Source organism: Klebsiella sp. PK01 (assembly GCF_057624675.1).
This window is the reverse complement of sequence record NZ_JBYEZM010000002.1, coordinates 415,973-433,719: the sequence shown is the minus strand read 5'-3', so window position 1 is coordinate 433,719 and position 17,747 is coordinate 415,973. Positions and strand designations below refer to the sequence as shown.

At 40.2% G+C, this 17,747-nt stretch carries 13 protein-coding genes; all 13 read left to right on the top strand.

Annotated features, from left to right (window positions below; translation table 11 throughout):
- Nucleotides 1-323: 323 nt before the first annotated feature.
- The 13 genes from galF to cpsG all read left to right on the top strand — a co-directional run bounded on the left by galF (nt 324) and on the right by cpsG (nt 17,668).
- On the top strand, nt 324-1,214 hold the full coding sequence (gene galF / locus AC22LX_RS07315) for a UTP--glucose-1-phosphate uridylyltransferase GalF (protein WP_015706060.1): 891 nt from the start codon (nt 324-326) through the stop codon (nt 1,212-1,214).
- A 448-nt stretch (nt 1,215-1,662) separates the two neighbouring features.
- Complete coding sequence (locus AC22LX_RS07310; protein WP_045391862.1) at nt 1,663-2,292, top strand: phosphatase PAP2 family protein; 630 nt, start codon at nt 1,663-1,665, stop codon at nt 2,290-2,292.
- Nucleotides 2,293-3,213: 921 nt separating this feature from the next.
- Nucleotides 3,214-4,653 carry a capsule assembly Wzi family protein gene (locus tag AC22LX_RS07305; protein WP_045391859.1) on the top strand — a complete coding sequence of 480 codons (1,440 nt, stop codon included), beginning with the start codon at nt 3,214-3,216 and terminating at the stop codon, nt 4,651-4,653.
- Nucleotides 4,654-4,763: 110 nt separating this feature from the next.
- A complete protein-coding gene (locus AC22LX_RS07300; protein WP_045391856.1) occupies nt 4,764-5,900 on the top strand; it encodes a polysaccharide export protein in 1,137 nt (378 codons plus the stop codon).
- Nucleotide 5,901: 1 nt separating this feature from the next.
- Nucleotides 5,902-6,336: an arsenate reductase/protein-tyrosine-phosphatase family protein gene (locus AC22LX_RS07295; RefSeq protein WP_072047967.1), complete on the top strand. Its 435-nt coding sequence runs from the start codon at nt 5,902-5,904 to the stop codon at nt 6,334-6,336.
- Between the two features lie 16 nt (nt 6,337-6,352).
- A complete protein-coding gene (locus AC22LX_RS07290) occupies nt 6,353-8,518 on the top strand; it encodes a polysaccharide biosynthesis tyrosine autokinase (RefSeq protein WP_045391853.1) in 2,166 nt (721 codons plus the stop codon).
- 101 nt (nt 8,519-8,619) lie between these two features.
- Nucleotides 8,620-10,047, top strand: a complete 1,428-nt coding sequence (gene wbaP / locus AC22LX_RS07285; protein ID WP_045391850.1) for an undecaprenyl-phosphate galactose phosphotransferase WbaP — start codon at nt 8,620-8,622, stop codon at nt 10,045-10,047.
- Between the two features lie 112 nt (nt 10,048-10,159).
- Complete coding sequence (locus tag AC22LX_RS07280; RefSeq protein ID WP_045391847.1) at nt 10,160-11,206, top strand: glycosyltransferase; 1,047 nt, start codon at nt 10,160-10,162, stop codon at nt 11,204-11,206.
- Between the two features lie 17 nt (nt 11,207-11,223).
- The gene (locus AC22LX_RS07275; protein WP_045391844.1) at nt 11,224-12,207 is read left to right on the top strand and encodes a glycosyltransferase family 4 protein; all 984 of its coding nucleotides are present in this window, start codon (nt 11,224-11,226) and stop codon (nt 12,205-12,207) included.
- A 61-nt stretch (nt 12,208-12,268) separates the two neighbouring features.
- The gene (locus AC22LX_RS07270) at nt 12,269-13,810 is read left to right on the top strand and encodes an MATE family efflux transporter (protein WP_045391916.1); all 1,542 of its coding nucleotides are present in this window, start codon (nt 12,269-12,271) and stop codon (nt 13,808-13,810) included.
- A 1-nt stretch (nt 13,811) separates the two neighbouring features.
- A complete protein-coding gene (locus AC22LX_RS07265; protein ID WP_045391841.1) occupies nt 13,812-14,801 on the top strand; it encodes a polysaccharide pyruvyl transferase family protein in 990 nt (329 codons plus the stop codon).
- A 55-nt stretch (nt 14,802-14,856) separates the two neighbouring features.
- A complete protein-coding gene (locus AC22LX_RS07260) occupies nt 14,857-16,278 on the top strand; it encodes a mannose-1-phosphate guanylyltransferase/mannose-6-phosphate isomerase (protein ID WP_487333892.1) in 1,422 nt (473 codons plus the stop codon).
- 16 nt (nt 16,279-16,294) lie between these two features.
- Nucleotides 16,295-17,668 (top strand): phosphomannomutase CpsG, encoded by a 1,374-nt coding sequence (gene cpsG / locus AC22LX_RS07255; RefSeq protein WP_113771558.1) that lies wholly within the window; start codon nt 16,295-16,297, stop codon nt 17,666-17,668.
- The last annotated feature ends 79 nt before the right edge of the window (nt 17,669-17,747 follow it).

The following is a 17,747-nucleotide window of genomic DNA, read 5'->3' as shown; positions in this document are numbered from 1 at the left end:
AAGAAAGAAGGTGTTTAATCTGCAAAGGAAGTTGCTTATCGCCAGGATCGTTTTCCAATTATTATTGTTAAATAACAATGCATTAAGCGCTGCTTTTGCTCTGTTCCCATGAATGCCAATTGACCAGGACAAATGTGTGAGAATTTTCTTAAAGCTACCTGTCAGCTAGCATTTTTTGCGTGTATTCTTGGACTAAGAGAGTAATTTAGGATTTTGGTTAAAGTCGTGCACGGTACGATGCTGTACCATCACAAACAAATGCCAGTGACATCAACGTTCTGACAAAAATTCGAAAGTTTATAACCATATAGGTGGATGAAATAATGGTGAGTTTGAAAGCAATTATTCCGGTAGCAGGGTTAGGGATGCATATGTTGCCTGCAACCAAAGCGATACCGAAAGAGATGCTGCCGATCGTTGATAAGCCGATGGTTCAGTATATCGTCGATGAAATTGTCGCCGCCGGAATCAAAGAAATTGTGCTGGTCACCCATTCATCTAAGAATGCTGTAGAAAACCATTTCGATACCTCTTATGAGCTGGAAGCGCTGCTGGAGCAACGAGTTAAACGCCAACTGTTAGCAGAAGTGCAGGCGATTTGTCCGCCAGGCGTCACGATAATGAACGTTCGACAAGGTCAGCAACTGGGCCTGGGTCACTCTATCCTTTGTGCGCGTCCGGCCGTTGGCAATAATCCGTTTGTAGTAGTGTTGCCGGATATCATTCTTGATGGTGCGAGCGCGGATCCGCTGCGTTATAACCTTGCGGCAATGGTAGCGCGGTTTAATGAAACCGGGCGCAGTCAGGTTCTGGCCAAACGCATGCCAGGGGACCTTTCCGAGTATTCCGTCATTCAAACCAAAGATGGGTTGAAAGTGGAAGGGGAGATTGGCCGTATTGTTGAATTTATTGAAAAACCAGACGAACCGCAAACGCTCGATTCCGATTTGATGGCCGTTGGCCGTTATGTGCTGTCTGCTGATATCTGGGAAGAACTTGAGCGTACCGAACCTGGCGCATGGGGTCGTATCCAGCTGACTGACGCTATAGCCGCACTGGCGAAGAAACAGTCTGTTGATGCCATGTTGATGACCGGTGAGAGCTACGACTGCGGTAAAAAAATGGGCTACATGCAGGCGTTTGTAAGCTACGGCTTACGTAACCATAAAGAAGGAACTAAGTTCCGCGAGAGCATCAAAAAGCTGCTGGCGTGAAACCAGGCGCTTAATACGAACGAAAGCTGGCGTGCAGATAACATCATATTGTTGAGTGGCACGCCAGCGTTAGAAGATCCAACTGAAATGAAGCCGAGATTCTTATTTATTCGGTTCATTAATTGCAATGAAGAGTTTTCATCTCAGTTGAATCTTATTGAGTACATAGATGCGATGGCTGATTGATGATTGTCGTGCGTGAAGCAGTCATTTGGTCAGATGAGTCAGAAAATTGCTTAACTGATAGTTGCTTAGTGCGCTCTTTCTTAAGCAAGCGCACTGTAGCACAGTTAGAGATGCGAAATAAAACTTGACTGAGATCATGTTTAGCCATTAAACAACGGTGATGTATGCATATAAACGTAACGTTAATGGATGAATATGCCCATAAGGAATTCATGGATAAGATACAGGGAAAAGGGATGTATCGTCAGAGGATGAAGCGTAAATGAACTGGCAATTTGTCTCGTTTTTTGGCGATAGTACCGTGTTGCTTCCTAGCGCAGTGGTGCTGTTCGCGGTGCTGGTGCTGCGTAAAACATCCCGGACTCTGGCCTGGCAATGGGCGCTGCTCTTTGGGATTACGGGGACTGTCGTGTGCATTTCAAAACTGGCCTTTATGGGCTGGGGAATTGGCATACGGGAAATCGATTTTACCGGTTTCAGCGGACATACCGCACTCTCAACCGCCTTTTGGCCAATACTCTTATGGCTGTTAACTTCTCGTGCTTCATCATCCCTGCGCTGGGGGGCCGTGCTTCTGGGCTTTATTCTGGCGGGTATTGTGGGTTATTCCCGATTGATGATTCATGCACATTCGGTATCTGAAGTGGTGAGTGGATTTATTCTGGGGGCTTGTGGAAGTTTGACTTTTCTGCTGTTGCAATGGCGTACGTCGGCTTTTCGTTCTGCGCAGATTTCATGGATGGGGGCGTTGAGCGTGGTAATTATCCCACTCATATTATTAAACACTGGGGTTAAAGCACCGACGCAGTCGTTGTTAGGCGAGGTTGCAACCATGATCGGACCATTTGAGAAGCCGTTTACCAGAGCCGATCTACATAAGCATATATATTAATCATACTATTTCGATAAGTTTACGGGTTAACAGTTGGCGTGATTAGTATGATAAATGGCGTATCCATAGTTAACTAAGGGATTTTAGAATCGTGGCTTTCATAATGGTGAAACATAATAATGTTAACAGGATCTTTGAAAGCGCGGTTCGGTATGTTATTACGGATAAGATGATTCTTAAATGAAAAGAGAATAACGGAAATCAGAGTTATCGTTCTGGAACCCAAAAAAGAAGTGGGTGATGATATCTATCATATTTTGTAGTTGACTACTGCATGGGTATTTTTTCACTTAAACATAGCATTTATTTTAATTGCTTTAAAATCATATAGTTACCATGGTTCATTCTTAGGATGGTAATAAAGTGGTCAGTTGGTGAGGGATGCCATTAAATAATCTTATTAACAGATGAACCCTTGCCAGTAAAAATGAAAAATATCGTTTTATCCGCTTCGTGGGGGTGAATTTATACTCCCAATTAACAGAAGAATCTCGTAAACTCGAGGCGGTAAAAATAATTGCTGTGGTTAATTCACCAACAGTCGATGTAAAGAAAATTCCTGGGTAAGAGGTACAGTGCGTTGGTAGCTGTTAAGCCAAGGGCGGTAGCGTATCCTGACACTCACGGTACCCAATGTTTTGAATACTCACCATACGCATAGCGACGTTGTCAGACTTCTGATCATGTGCACATTATTGAGCCCATGAAAGTAGCCTTGGCAACCAATATCGCTTACATTATGAATGCATTAAGTTCACATCCGTTTGCAGCAAACCGCTCGTACCTGAGGATGTTGTCCATCGAGGCAATGGATCGCTGTTGTAAAAAATAGGCTTGTCGAACTCATAAGCTCCTGATTCTTAAAAATCCCCATTGCCGTACCCACCTGGTGGGAAGGGACTCGTAAATGGAACTTGAACAATGATAAAAATTGCTCGTATCGCACTTGCTTTGGGTCTGGTTGCATCAGTTAGCTCGCAGGTATATGCAGCAGGGTTGGTGCAAAATGATAATGAACTTCGCAACGACCTGGCGTGGTTATCCGATCGCGGAGTCATTCATCTAAGTCTCTCCACCTGGCCGCTCAGCCAGGAAGAAATTACCCGAGCACTGAAAAAAGCAAAACCTTCATATTCCTCTGAACAAGTTGTCCTGGCGCGCATCAATCAACGCCTTTCTAATTTGAAGGCGGATTTTCGCGTAAGCGGCTATACGTCAACTGACCAGCCTGGAACACCTCAGGGATTCGGCCAAAGCCAACCAGCAGATAATTCTCTCTCTCTTGCCTTCAATAACAGCGGTGAATGGTGGGATGTGCATCTGCAGGGGAATGTCGAAGGCGGCGAGCGTATTAGCAATGGATCGCGCTTTAATGCCAACGGCGCGTATGGCGCAGTCAAGTTCTGGAATCAATGGTTATCATTCGGTCAGGTGCCTCAGTGGTGGGGCCCTGGTTATGAAGGAAGCCTGATTCGTGGCGATGCGGCAAGACCGATGACCGGTTTTTTAATGCAACGCGCTGAACAAGCTGCTCCTGAGACATGGTGGTTGCGCTGGATTGGTCCGTGGCAGTATCAGATTTCCGCAAGCCAGATGAACCAATATACGGCCGTACCTCATGCTAAGATCCTTGGTGGGCGTCTTACTTTCACACCTTTTCAGTCACTTGAGCTTGGCGCTTCACGCATAATGCAGTGGGGGGGAGAAGGGCGTCCTGAATCCTTTAGCAGTTTTTGGGATGGCTTTACTGGCAAAGACAACTCGTCAGCCAACGACCCAAATGAACCGGGTAACCAACTTGCCGGCTTTGATTTTAAGTTTAAGCTCGAACCTACCCTGGGCTGGCCGGTGAGTTTCTATGGCCAAATGATTGGCGAAGATGAGTCAGGATTCCTACCTTCCGCGAATATGTATCTTGGTGGTATTGAAGGTCACCACGGCTGGGGTAAAGATGCGATTAACTGGTATGTGGAGGCGCATGATACCCGTACCAATATGAGTCGCACTAATTACAGTTATACCCATCACATCTATAAAGATGGTTATTATCAGCAAGGCTATCCACTAGGTGACGCGATGGGGGGCGATGGCCAGTTGTTTGCAGGCAAAGTTGAGTTGGTGACTGAAGATAATCAGCGCTGGAGTACCCGTCTGGTGTACGCGAAAGTGAACCCGGAAAATCAGACTATCAATAAAGCGTTTCCTAATTCAGACACCTTAAAAGGGATACAGTTGGGCTGGAGTGGCGATGTCTATAAATCTGTTCGATTGAATACTAATCTTTGGTACACCAATGCCGATAACAGCGATAGCGACGATGTTGGTGCCAGTGCAGGGATAGAGATTCCATTTAGTTTATAGGCTGGATGCTGAGAAGAGGGTAGGGATTACTGATTGTGAATTGTTAATCGGTAAAAACTCAGACGGCAAATCAGTAATTGAAAAATTTGGTTTATTGATGATGTGACATTATGAAGAAAAAAATTGTTAGGGTTTCAGCAGTGGCATTGGCAATTAGCTTTTTGACAGGGTGTACTATTGTTCCGGGTCAGGGGCTGAACAGCTTACGCAAAAATGTAGTTGAACTTCCGGATAGCGATTATGACCTGGATAAGTTGGTGAACGTTTATCCAATGACGCCGAGTTTGGTTGAAAAGCTTCGACCGGAGACCATTCTTGCTCGCCCAAATCCGCAACTCGACCAGTTGCTTCATAGCTATGAATACCGAATTGGTGTTGGCGATGTACTGATGGTGACTGTCTGGGATCACCCTGAACTAACGACTCCTGCAGGTCAGTATCGTAGTGCTAGCGATACGGGTAACTGGGTAAACTCCGATGGAACAATCTTTTATCCTTATATAGGTAAGGTTCAGGTCGCAGGTAAAACGTTGAGCGAAGTACGTCACGACATAGCGAGTCGATTAACAACCTATATTGAAAGCCCGCAAGTAGACGTGAGTATTGCTGCATTTCGTTCACAAAAAGCCTATGTCACCGGAGAGGTTGTTAAATCTGGACAACAGCCGATCACAAATATACCGCTAACCGTAATGGATGCAATAAATAATGCTGGTGGATTAGCTCCTGATGCAGACTGGCGTAACGTTGTTTTAACTCACAACGGCAAAGACACAAAAATATCGCTGTTTGCATTAATGCAAAAAGGTGATTTGACAGAAAACCATTTACTCTACCCGGGCGATATATTGTTCGTACCAAGAAATGATGATCTGAAAGTGTTTGTCATGGGGGAAGTTGGTAAACAAAGTACCATGAAAATGGATCGAAGCGGCATGACATTAGCTGAGGCATTGGGTAATGCTGAAGGGATGTCACAGGCGTTTAGTGATGCCACAGGGGTCTTTGTCGTGCGGCAGTTAAAAGGCGATAAAGAGGGTAAAATCGCCAATATTTACCAGCTTAATGCACAGGATGCATCGGCCATGGTGTTAGGTACAGAATTCCAGCTACAGCCGTATGACATCGTATATGTCACAACAGCCCCATTGGTGCGATGGAATCGCGTGATATCTCAGCTAGTTCCGACAATTACTGGGGTACATGATATGACCGAAACTGTCCGATATATCAAAACGTGGCCATAATATGTTTGACTCAATATTAGTTATTTGTACCGGTAATATTTGTCGCTCTCCGATTGGAGAGCGATTATTACGTAAGGCATTACCGACTAAGAAAATAGACTCAGCGGGTGTTGGTGCCTTAATCGGTCATCCTGCAGATCCCTCAGCGATACGAATTGCTGAAAGTCATGGTCTTTCTTTGGAAGGACATGAAGGTAAGCAATTTAGCGCAAGTCTTGGGCGCCAATATGATTTGCTCTTAGTAATGGAGCAAGTTCATTTAGAACAAGTCAGTCGGATTGCTCCAGAAGTTAGGGGGAAAACAATGCTTCTTGGGCATTGGCTATCAGGTAAAGAGATACCAGACCCTTACAGGAAGAGCGATGAAGCATTCGAATCAGTTTATCAGTTGATTGACTTAAGTTGTCGTTCTTGGGCTGAGAAGTTAGGGCAATAATATCGGGAAAAACCGCATGACATCGGTAATTGATAAAAAAGTAACACCACAAGAAAATAATGAGATTGATTTTGGACGTTTGTTCGGTGAATTAATTGACCATCGCAAACTCATTATTTCTATAACCACTGGCTTTACAGTTATAGCAGTTTTATATGCTCTGTTTGCCACCCCAATTTATGAAGCTAATGCATTAATACAGGTTGAACAAAAGCAGGGTAACGCATTAATAGATAGCCTCAGCCAAATGTTGCCGGATAGTCAACCTCAATCTGCGCCAGAAATAGCATTACTGCAGTCACGTATGATTCTAGGAAAGACTGTTGATGATCTTAATCTTCAGGCTCTTGTTGAACAGAAACATTTTCCACTATTAGGAAAGGGGGTTGCTAGATTATTAGGTGAGAAAGAAGGTAATCTGGAGATTAATCGCCTTTATTTGCCGAAAGATGCTGGGGGAAAAGTACCTGAAATTTTGGTAACAGTAAAAGATGATAAACATTACACTGTCGATTTTGACGGTATCGTTTTACAGGGGACCGTTGGTGTACCACTGGATGAGAAAGGTATTGCTCTCGATATAAAATCGATTGATGCAAAACCTGGAACGCAATTTGAGGTTAAATATTATTCTCGACTGAAAGCAATCACGAATCTGCAGGAGTCATTTAGCGCTTTAGATCAGGGCAAAGATACGGGAATGCTTAACTTAACTTTGACCGGTGAAGACCCTGATTTCATTTCACGAGTATTAAACAGTATCAGTCAAAATTATCTGGCTCAAAACGTTGCGCGTCAAGCCGCGCAGGATGCTAAAAGCCTGGAGTTCCTTAATAATCAATTACCCTTGGTACGTGGAGATTTAGATTCAGCTGAAAACAAGTTGAATCAATATCGACAACAAAAAGACTCTGTTGACCTTACCATGGAGGCAAAATCAGTTCTGGATCAGATTGTTAACGTTGATAATCAATTGAACGAATTAACATTTCGTGAAGCAGAAATTTCTCAACTTTATACAAAAGAACATCCTACTTACAAAGCACTGATGGAAAAAAGGAAAACACTTCAAGATGAAAAAAATAAGCTAAATAAACGTGTCAGTGGAATGCCCTCGACTCAACAAGAAGTGTTGCGCCTTAGTAGGGATGTTGAATCTGGTCGGGCTGTATATATGCAATTACTCAACCGTCAGCAAGAGTTGAATATTGCTAAATCAAGCGCAATTGGTAACGTCAGAATCATTGATGATGCTGTAACCGATCCGAAACCAGTTAAACCTAAAAAAATAATTGTAATATTAGCTGGCATTGTACTTGGTTTTATCGTGTCAATAGCTATGGTCTTTGTACAAGTATTCCTGCGTCGTGGTATTGAATCTCCAGAACAGTTAGAGGAGCTGGGAGTAAGCGTGTATGCGAGCGTTCCAGTATCTGAATGGTTAACTAAACATTCTGCGAAGAACAATATACGAAACAAAAATCAATCGGATAGACTGCTGGCTGTAGAAAACCCTGCAGACCTTGCGGTAGAGGCAATTAGGAGTCTTCGGACGAGCTTACATTTTGCGATGATGGAAGCCGAAAATAATATACTGATGATTTCCGGAGCAAGCCCAAATGCTGGTAAGACATTCATAAGTACTAACTTGGCTGCGATCATTGCTCTGACTGGGAAGAAAGTTCTCTTTATAGATGCTGACCTCAGAAAAGGTTATGTGCATAAGATGCTCGGCCATAAACAGACAAAAGGATTATCAGATATACTTTCTGGCCAAAGTTCTGTAGAAAGTACAATAGAGAAGGTTACCAGTGGCGAATTTGACTATATTGGACGTGGTCAAGTTCCACCAAATCCTGCCGAACTGCTAATGCATTCAAGATTCTCAGATTTGCTTAAGTGGGCTTCATCTAATTATGACTTGGTCGTTATAGATACTCCTCCTATTTTAGCAGTCACCGATGCTGCAATTATTGGTCGTTATGCAGGGACAACATTACTAGTAGCAAGATTTGAATCAAATACTGTCAAAGAAATTGCAGTTAGTGTAAGACGTTTTGAGCAAAGTGGCATTGATGTTAAGGGTGCTATTTTGAACGGAGTCGTTAAAAAAGCAAGTAGCTATTATGGCTATGGCTATAGTTATTACGGTTATTCGTATTCAGATAAAGAAAAAAGTTAAAAATTTGAAAGGTTAAAACAAAACGGGCTCTATTTATAGAGTCCGTATTCTATTCCATAGTAACTTTCTCCATGTTAAGCGTGGTATAAGCAGAGGGAATCATGACCCGTTTTGCTAGAAATGTTGGGTGCAGTGTATCCTTAGCGGTATCTGATTTTTTAAGCTTTGTATTATCTCTATATTTATCTCTCGGAATTCTTTCGCTTACAATGAGTCATTTTGACGAAAGAGTTCCTAATGAGCAGATTGAAGGGTGGGTTGCTTTACATTGGCTTTTAGGTATTTGTTGCATTAGTTGGTACGGAATTCGTCTGCGGCATTATTTTTATCGTAAAACTTTTTGGTTTGAGTTAAAAGAAATTCTCCGTACTTTGGTAATATTTGCTGTTATTGAAATTGCTGTAATAGCATTTGCAAAATGGTATTTTTCACGGTATGTATGGCTTTTAACATGGGTAATTGCAGCTATTTTGCTACCATTAACCAGGATGTTTACTAAATGGCTGTTGAATCGAATGGGCCTTTGGTTGCGAGATACATGGATAGTGGGAAATGGTAAAAACGCTATCGATGCCTACAACGCAATAAATAGCGAACGAAATCTCGGTTTAGACGTCATTGGTTTTATTTCTTGCGATGGTGAAACTAGAACTGTTGAACATACTAATAAAACAGTAGTGCTAGATGCTAATAAAAATTGGTTAGCTGGCATTGATAAGCGTACGCAGTTCATTGTTGCAGTCGAATCAAATCAAAGTGAAATCCGAAATAACTGGCTTCGCGAGTTTATGATCAAAGGGTATCGTTTTGTCTCGGTAATTCCAACCCTACGGGGCGTACCATTAGATAGTACGGATATGTCATTCATATTTAGCCATGAAGTTATGATATTTAGAGTACAGCAGAATCTGGCTAAATTATCTTCGCGAATTATTAAACGAGGTTTTGATATATTTGGCTCGATGGGTATTATTCTAATTTTATCTCCACTTTTATTTTATATATATAATAAAGTTAAAAAGGATGGCGGTCCTGCTATTTATGGTCATGAGCGCGTTGGGAAAGATGGTAAGCCTTTCAAATGCCTGAAGTTTAGATCAATGGTAGTTAACTCAAAAGAGGTCCTGGATAACTTACTGGCGAGCGATCCAGAAGCTCGAGCCGAATGGGATGCAACATTTAAATTGAAAAATGATCCCAGAATCACCAAAATTGGCCAATTTTTACGTAGTACAAGTCTTGATGAGCTCCCTCAATTGTTTAATGTATTAAAAGGGGAGATGAGTCTGGTTGGCCCACGCCCTATTATTACCGCAGAGTTAGAAAGATATAATGAAGAAGTCGATTATTATTTACTTAGTAAACCTGGAATGACAGGACTATGGCAAGTGAGTGGCAGGAGTGACGTTGATTATGATACTCGTGTCTATTTGGATGCATGGTATGTTAAAAACTGGTCTATGTGGAACGATATAGCTATCCTTTTTAAAACTGTAGGAGTTGTATTAAAAAAAGATGGCGCATATTAAATCATCTTAAAGGTGGAAAATAAAAAAGTTTCGCATATTACTTATAGATTAAATAGTATTTTAATTATTAACAAATGGGTGGTATGCGAACTGCATTGTCCATGGACTATCTATGAATAAAAAAGAAGTAATCGCTGTTGTATTTACTGCAGCAATCGTCGGTGGTCATGAATTGATGACGATTGCTCATTTAAATAAATTTAGAAATAAAGGGTTTAGGTTTGCATGCTTTGTCCCTTCAGATAATATAGCGTTAAAAAAAATTCTCACTGATCATAATATTTCATATGAGAATCATGAAGTGTTACATAAAAAATTTGAAATACTTCATTCTACTTTTAATTATCCTTTTCGAAAAAAAGCTAAAGAACTACTAGTATCTCTGAAGGGGAAACATAAAACTATTATCCTTGTGCAAGGTGATATTGAGTTAGGCTCTGTATTTGTTAATACTTCGAAGGCTGCGGGAGTCAAAAACTTAGTTAGTTATATACCTTATGCGCATAGTTTTCGTTTGATGGGTAGCAAGTTAGGGTGGTTAAAAGACATATTATCGAAATTTGTTTACAAGAAGTGCGAGAATTATATTACGATTAGCAAAGTTTTTGCCGAACAAATTTCCCTTAAAAACAAAAATGCCAAAGTTAGAGTATTACATAACTTTTCCTCTAAGTTACCAATAGAATACATTAGAGGTAAGGGATATATCTATAAGAAAGATGAGAATAAATTTACTATCTTAATGGCAGGGAGAGTTTCATTTAGACAAAAAGGACAGGATATTTTACTTCAGGCGTTAAATTCTATTTCGACCTCTAAAGAAATAGTGCTTAAGGTTATTGGAGATGGTCCTGATCTTGAGAAGCTGAAAACTATAACAGAATGTTCACGTAATAATATTAGAGTAAATTATTATGGCTGGCAGCCAAATGTATGGGAGTATAGCAAGGATGTTGATCTTATTACCTTGCCATCTCGGTTTGAAGGGGTGCCGCTTCTGATGCTAGAAGCAAAGCAAGCCAATATCCCGATTATCGCCCCTGCACGTGATGGAATGATTGATTTTCTTCCTCCAACAAATTTATATGAGCCAGGTAGTCGTGACTCTGAAGCTGCGGCACTGGCTAAAAAGATCCAGACTATAATAAATAACCACTGAAATGTATCAAGGAATATATGAAAAACATTCTAATTGATGACCGATGGTCAGGTTCAGGCGGAATCGGAACATTTGCTGAAGAAATTAATAAAATAACAAATTATAAGAGTGCGGGTTTCACCGGCAAACCATTCAGCCCTGTTGATTGCATAAAAACATCATTAAAAATGATGAAGATGCGTGATGGTATAGTTTTTTTTCCAGGCTATATTCCTCCACTATTTTCCAGAGTACCATTTGTGTTTACAATCCATGATTTGAATCATTTGGAGCGTCCTGAAAATTCAAGTCTATTAAAAAAAATATTCTATAAGGTTGTTATAAAAAGAGGATGTCGAAAAGCAAAGTATATTTTTACTGTTTCCGAATTTTCTCGACAAAAAATCATCCAATGGTCCGGGGTTCCTGCTGATAAAGTTATAAATGTAGGGAATGGAGTATCCGACGATTTTCGACCAAATGGACAAAAGAAAGATTTTGGATATCCTTATTATTTATGTGTCAGTAACAGGAAAAGTCATAAGAATGAGGTTGGAACAATTCAGGCGTTTGCCAGAGCAGATATCCCTAAAAACGTAAAACTTGTTTTTACTGGCAAGAAAACAGATGAGTTAGCGACTCTCATCGAAATCAATGAGCTTACTGATAGGGTTGTATTTACTGGTTTTGTCAAAAACGAAGAATTACCTGAGCTTTATCGTGGTGCAGAAGGATTGATTTTCGTCTCCTTCTATGAAGGATTTGGTCTCCCTGTTATTGAGGCAATGGCAAGTGGTATACCTGTAATTACCTCCAAAACAACCTCCCTCGGTGAGGTTGCTGGCGACGCAGCACTTGTAGTTGACCCTGAGAATATACAGCAAATAGCAACTGCAATATCTAAATTACATTCTGATATTGAACTTAAAACCCAACTCATTAGTAAAGGCTCAAAACAGGTCGGTAAATATTCCTGGAGTGCTACCGCAGAACTTGTTAATAAGTATCTAACAAGTAGTTGAGAGTATAGAAATCGTAAAACAAGAATGAAATTTTTCTGTGTTGACGATAATGTTGGTAAAAATGAGTGAAAAATACGCTACAAATAAAAAAATAGTTGCAAAGAACACATTCATGCTTTATGGCAGGATGTTACTAATAATGTTTGCAACTTTTTATACCTCACGCTTAGTTTTAAATGCGCTTGGGGTTTATGACTTTGGGCTTTACAGTGTCATTGGCAGTATTATCGTTTTATTTTCGTTCATTCAAAACGTATCAGCTTTGGCAACTCAAAGGTTCCTGTCAGTTGGTTTAGGTAGAAGGGACTTTTCCTGGACTAAAAGAGTCTTTTCGACAAGTATATTGGTCCATTTCATAATATGTGGTGCCGTTTTATTCCTCGCTGAAACAATTGGGTTATGGTTCTTAATCTATAAATTAAGAGTTCCCGTTGAGCGTATGACAGAAATATTTTGGGTGTACCAGTTGTCTGTCATATCTCTGCTTATTCAGATCATGCAAACACCATTTATTGCAGCGTTAATTGCAACTGAAAAGATGGATTTGTTTGCTAAGATAGGGATATTTGATGCTATTCAGCGCTGGGGCATGGTGTATTTATTTACCTTGTTCGAATTCGACTCGAAATTAATATGGTATGCTGCATTCTTGCTTTTTGGATATATATCAGTGTTTTTTGTCTATTTTGTTAGTTGCATTAAGAAAATAGATATATGTACTGTAAAGGTAAGTTTCAAAGAAAATAAAGAACTGCTCAAGGAAATACTATCCTTCTCGAGTTGGTCAATGATGGGCTCATTGAGTTTAGTCGGACTTTCTCAAGGTATTGCTCTCCTGACATATTTCTTTGTCGGAGTTGTGGCAAATGGTTCTGTTTGGTTAGCGGAGCAGGTGCTGATTGCATTTAACCGTGTCATAGGTACTTTGCAAACCGCATTCAATCCTCAACTGATAAAGCAGCATTCAACTGGAAATCACGAAGAGGTTTCGTCTCTTCTATCTTTATCCTGCAAGTTGACTGGCTTTATCGTACTGATTGCAGCAGTACCCGCCTTTGTAGATGCGCCTTTTGTTATTAACTTATGGTTGAAACAAGTTCCAGAACATTTGGTGGTGTTGGTAAGAATTGTCATACTGTATGTCATCATTGATTCTCTATCAGGACCTTTTGTTACCGTAGCATATGCAGTGGGAAAGTTGCGGAACTATCAGTTAATAGCATCATTAATAATGCTTTTAACTTTGGTATTAACATATGCTCTTTACTCTTTGGGTTTTGCATTGGTTGTGGCGGTGTCTAGTCGTATACTTTGTGCAGTTGCAATGCTTATGTTCAGAGTTTTGTATGTGGAAAAAGTAACTGGATTAAATAGTAAAATATTTTTCCTTAATATTTTCCCGCGCTTATTTTCTGTTTCTGTAATATCATTTGCAATTTCATTTTACATTAACACCGTACTTCCTGTAGGTTTTTTAGGATTACTGCTTCTAATCGCCTTAAACGCAATCTCAGTGGCTATACTCTTTTTCTATTTGGTGCTAATTAGTTCAGAAAGAAAATATTTAACATCTTTAATAAAGAAAAAATTAGGTAGGAAATAACATGCAAGTAAACAATACTCAATATGGCGTCCTGACGTACGAAAGTGACATCTATGTCAAAAGAAACTGGATCAATCTGGGTGATTATGTACAAAGTACAGCAGCACGCCAGTTTTTACCTTGCGTGAATGAGTATATACCACGAGATCATATGAATACTTATAGTGGTAATAAAGTAAAAATGATCATGAATGCGTGGTATATGGATATACCAGAAAACTTTCCGCCATCTGAAGATATAACTCCTTTATATGTGTCAATCCATATTAACTCTACTATTGTAGATAAAATTTTCACACCTGCGAGTATTGCGCACTTTAAAAAACATGCGCCGATAGGTTGCCGTGATTTTTACACTCGTGATTTGCTGATCTCAAAAGGGATTGATGCGTATTACTCAGGCTGTATGACACTTACGTTGGGGAATAAATATAAACGGGATAATGTTACTGATGATATTTATTTTATCGATGTGATGTATGACTCAATGTCATTACCAGAGTTAATGAGCCAACCATTACGTTTCGGAAAACGCTTGCTAAATGGTCGGGCATTTGAATTTAATCATAGAAGCAAAGTACTAAACCAGTTTTTTGATAGTGAATTACTCAAGCATGCTAAACATGAAAAACAGATCATTCCGTACCTTTCCGCTGACGAAGGTTTTAAATTAGCCGATGATTTTCTGAGGAAATTGGCTAATGCAAAACTGGTAGTAACCTCCAGGATTCATACTGCTCTTCCATGCCTGGCTATGGGCACTCCAGTTATTTTTGTAAATGGTGGTTTTAAAAATAAAGTTGATAACTGCCGTTTCGATGGGTTATTTGACTTCTTTAATAGAATTGACGTCGATATGAATGCCAATGCGACTGCTAACTTCGAATTTGATGGTAAGAAAATAGGTATGAATACTATTATTAAAAATAAAACATTGCATGAACAATATGCTAATGAATTAGCGGATAAATGCAGAAGTTTTGTTGTGTAATTTTATTCTAAATGTCTCTTTATCGAACTGTAAATATATTAAATGAGGTTAAGTCATGATTCTCCCAGTGATAATGGCTGGAGGTACTGGTAGTCGTTTATGGCCGATGTCGCGAGAGCTATATCCAAAACAGTTTTTACGTTTACACGGCGAGCAATCAATGCTTCAGGAGACAATTACTCGCCTTAATGGTTTAGAGACTAGAGAACCTATTGTGATATGTAACGAACAACATCGTTTTTTAGTCGCAGAACAACTACGTCAAATCGAAAAGCTATCTAATAACATTATCCTTGAACCAATTGGACGTAATACGGCTCCAGCAATTGCACTTGCTGCATTACACGCAGTAGCACATGATGATGATGATCCATTGCTACTTGTTTTGGCCGCGGACCACGTTATTGAGAATAACGATGCTTTTCAAGCTGCAATCAACAGCGCTGTAGTTTATGCAAATCAAGGGAAGCTTGTAACGTTTGGTATTGTGCCTACTGGCCCTGAAACGGGATATGGTTATATCCAGCGTGGTAACGAAGAACATTTCGATAATCATATAGCTTATGATGTAAAACGTTTCGTTGAAAAACCTAACTTGCATACAGCACAAGAATATTTGGACAGCGGTGAATATTACTGGAATAGCGGTATGTTCATGTTTCGAGCAAGACGCTTTCTGCAAGAGTTGGATGAGTTCCGTCCAGATATTCTTAGCTCATGTAAAAAGGCAATGCAGACTGTGCATACCGATTCTTTACGTGATTTTATTCGTGTTGATAAAGATGCTTTTATTGCTTGCCCTGATGAGTCAGTTGATTATGCTGTAATGGAAAAAACGCAATCTGCATCTGTAGTACCACTGGATGCAGGTTGGAATGATGTTGGTTCATGGTCAGCACTGTGGGAAGTCAACGATAAGGATGGTCAAGGTAATTCACTCTCCGGGGATGTTTTTGTTCATGATTCTTCTAACTGTTATATAAATAGCGAAGAACAACTAGTAGCTGCCGTTGGGGTTAACAATCTGGTAGTAGTCAGCACCAAAGATGCTGTGCTCGTTATAGATAAATCACAGGTGCAAGACGTTAAACGTGTAGTTGAACATCTTAAAATGACTTCGCGTAGAGAGTATAGGATCCACCGTGAATCCTATAGCCCTTGGGGGCATAGTGATAAAGTGGTTAATACAACTAAATATCACATTAACAAAGTTACAGTTAAACCGGGCGGTAAGTTTTCTTTGCAAATGCACCACCACCGGGCCGAGCACTGGATTATATTATCAGGAACAGCGAAGATTACCTTAAACGAACGTGAGTTTTTGCTTACTGAAAACCAATCAACATTTATTCCTGCTGGTTCGACTCATATGCTGGAAAATCCAGGGAAAATAGATCTTGAAATCCTTGAGATTCAATCTGGTTCATATTTAGGTGAAGATGATATTGTTCGTCTAAAAGATCATTATGGAATTTGATTAAACGGGGAAAATGATGGAATTATTAACCTGCTTTAAAGCGTATGACATTCGCGGCAAGTTAGGCTCGGAACTTACAGAGGACATCGCATACCGTATTGGTCGTGCATATGGTGAGTATCTTAAGCCTAAAAAAATGGTTGTCGGAGGCGATGTTAGACTAACTAGTGAATCCCTTAAACTTGCCCTTGCCAAAGGATTGCAGGATGCTGGTACTGATGTTTTAGACATTGGTTTATCGGGTACTGAGGAGATTTATTTTGCTACATCTTACCTCGGCGTTGATGGCGGAGTGGAAGTAACAGCCAGTCATAACCCAATTGATTATAATGGAATGAAACTCGTCCGCGAGAACTCAAAGCCAATCAGTGGTGATACTGGGCTAAGGGAGATCCAGCGTCTTGCCGAAGAGAATAATTTTGCTATAAATTCATCGCAGCCTAAAGGTAGTTATCAATCCATTTCTGTATTAGATGCATATATTGATAAGTTATTGAGCTATATCAATCTTCATAATATCAATAGAACGCTAAAATTAGTTGTTAACTCTGGTAATGGCGCCGCTGGTCATGTTATTGATGCCCTTGAGAAGCGCTTTATAAAACATAATGTCCCTGTTGAATTTATAAAGGTGCACCATGAACCCGATGGGACCTTCCCAAATGGTATACCAAATCCATTATTACCAGAGTGTAGAAAAGATACCACTGACGCTGTCATAAAAAATAATGCTGATATGGGTATTGCATTCGATGGTGATTTCGATCGATGCTTTCTGTTCGATAATATGGGTAACTTTATCGAAGGCTACTATATTGTTGGTCTTTTGGCTGACGCATTTCTTGAAAAGAATCCTGGTTCTCGTATTATTCATGACCCGCGTTTAAGCTGGAATACAATTGATATTGTAAAAAATGCTGGCGGTATTCCTGTGATGTCTAAAACAGGTCATGCTTTCATTAAAGAACGTATGCGTGCAGAAGATGCAATATACGGCGGCGAAATGAGCGCCCACCATTATTTCCGCGATTTTGCCTATTGCGATAGCGGAATGATACCATGGCTCCTTGTCGCTGAGTTACTCTGTATCAAGGATAAAACGCTAAACCAATTAGTTAGTGCACGGATGCAAGCTTATCCTGCCTCTGGAGAAATCAACAGCTCCCTTAGCGATCCACAATCCTCGATCAAACGGGTTCTTGAGCGCTATCAGAATGAAGCTCTTGATATTAATTACACGGATGGTATAAGCCTTGAATTTGCGGACTGGCGCTTCAATCTACGTAGTTCTAACACTGAGCCTGTCGTTCGCTTAAATGTGGAATCCAGAAGTGATGTTGCTTTAATGAAAGAAAAAACTGCAGAGATTTTAGCCTTGTTAAGGGCTTAAATTTAAATTACTAAAGGTGCTTTTCAAATCTGGAGCACCTTTATATTTTGCATGTTAAATTATAAATGTACGATGGATT

Coding starts and splice junctions, on each gene's coding strand:
- galF (WP_015706060.1), top strand. CDS start 324: ATGGTGAGTTTGAAAGCAATTATTCCGGTAGCAGGGTTAGGGATGCAT.
- AC22LX_RS07310 (WP_045391862.1), top strand. CDS start 1,663: ATGAACTGGCAATTTGTCTCGTTTTTTGGCGATAGTACCGTGTTGCTT.
- AC22LX_RS07305 (WP_045391859.1), top strand. CDS start 3,214: ATGATAAAAATTGCTCGTATCGCACTTGCTTTGGGTCTGGTTGCATCA.
- AC22LX_RS07300 (WP_045391856.1), top strand. CDS start 4,764: ATGAAGAAAAAAATTGTTAGGGTTTCAGCAGTGGCATTGGCAATTAGC.
- AC22LX_RS07295 (WP_072047967.1), top strand. CDS start 5,902: ATGTTTGACTCAATATTAGTTATTTGTACCGGTAATATTTGTCGCTCT.
- AC22LX_RS07290 (WP_045391853.1), top strand. CDS start 6,353: ATGACATCGGTAATTGATAAAAAAGTAACACCACAAGAAAATAATGAG.
- wbaP (WP_045391850.1), top strand. CDS start 8,620: ATGACCCGTTTTGCTAGAAATGTTGGGTGCAGTGTATCCTTAGCGGTA.
- AC22LX_RS07280 (WP_045391847.1), top strand. CDS start 10,160: ATGAATAAAAAAGAAGTAATCGCTGTTGTATTTACTGCAGCAATCGTC.
- AC22LX_RS07275 (WP_045391844.1), top strand. CDS start 11,224: ATGAAAAACATTCTAATTGATGACCGATGGTCAGGTTCAGGCGGAATC.
- AC22LX_RS07270 (WP_045391916.1), top strand. CDS start 12,269: ATGAGTGAAAAATACGCTACAAATAAAAAAATAGTTGCAAAGAACACA.
- AC22LX_RS07265 (WP_045391841.1), top strand. CDS start 13,812: ATGCAAGTAAACAATACTCAATATGGCGTCCTGACGTACGAAAGTGAC.
- AC22LX_RS07260 (WP_487333892.1), top strand. CDS start 14,857: ATGATTCTCCCAGTGATAATGGCTGGAGGTACTGGTAGTCGTTTATGG.
- cpsG (WP_113771558.1), top strand. CDS start 16,295: ATGGAATTATTAACCTGCTTTAAAGCGTATGACATTCGCGGCAAGTTA.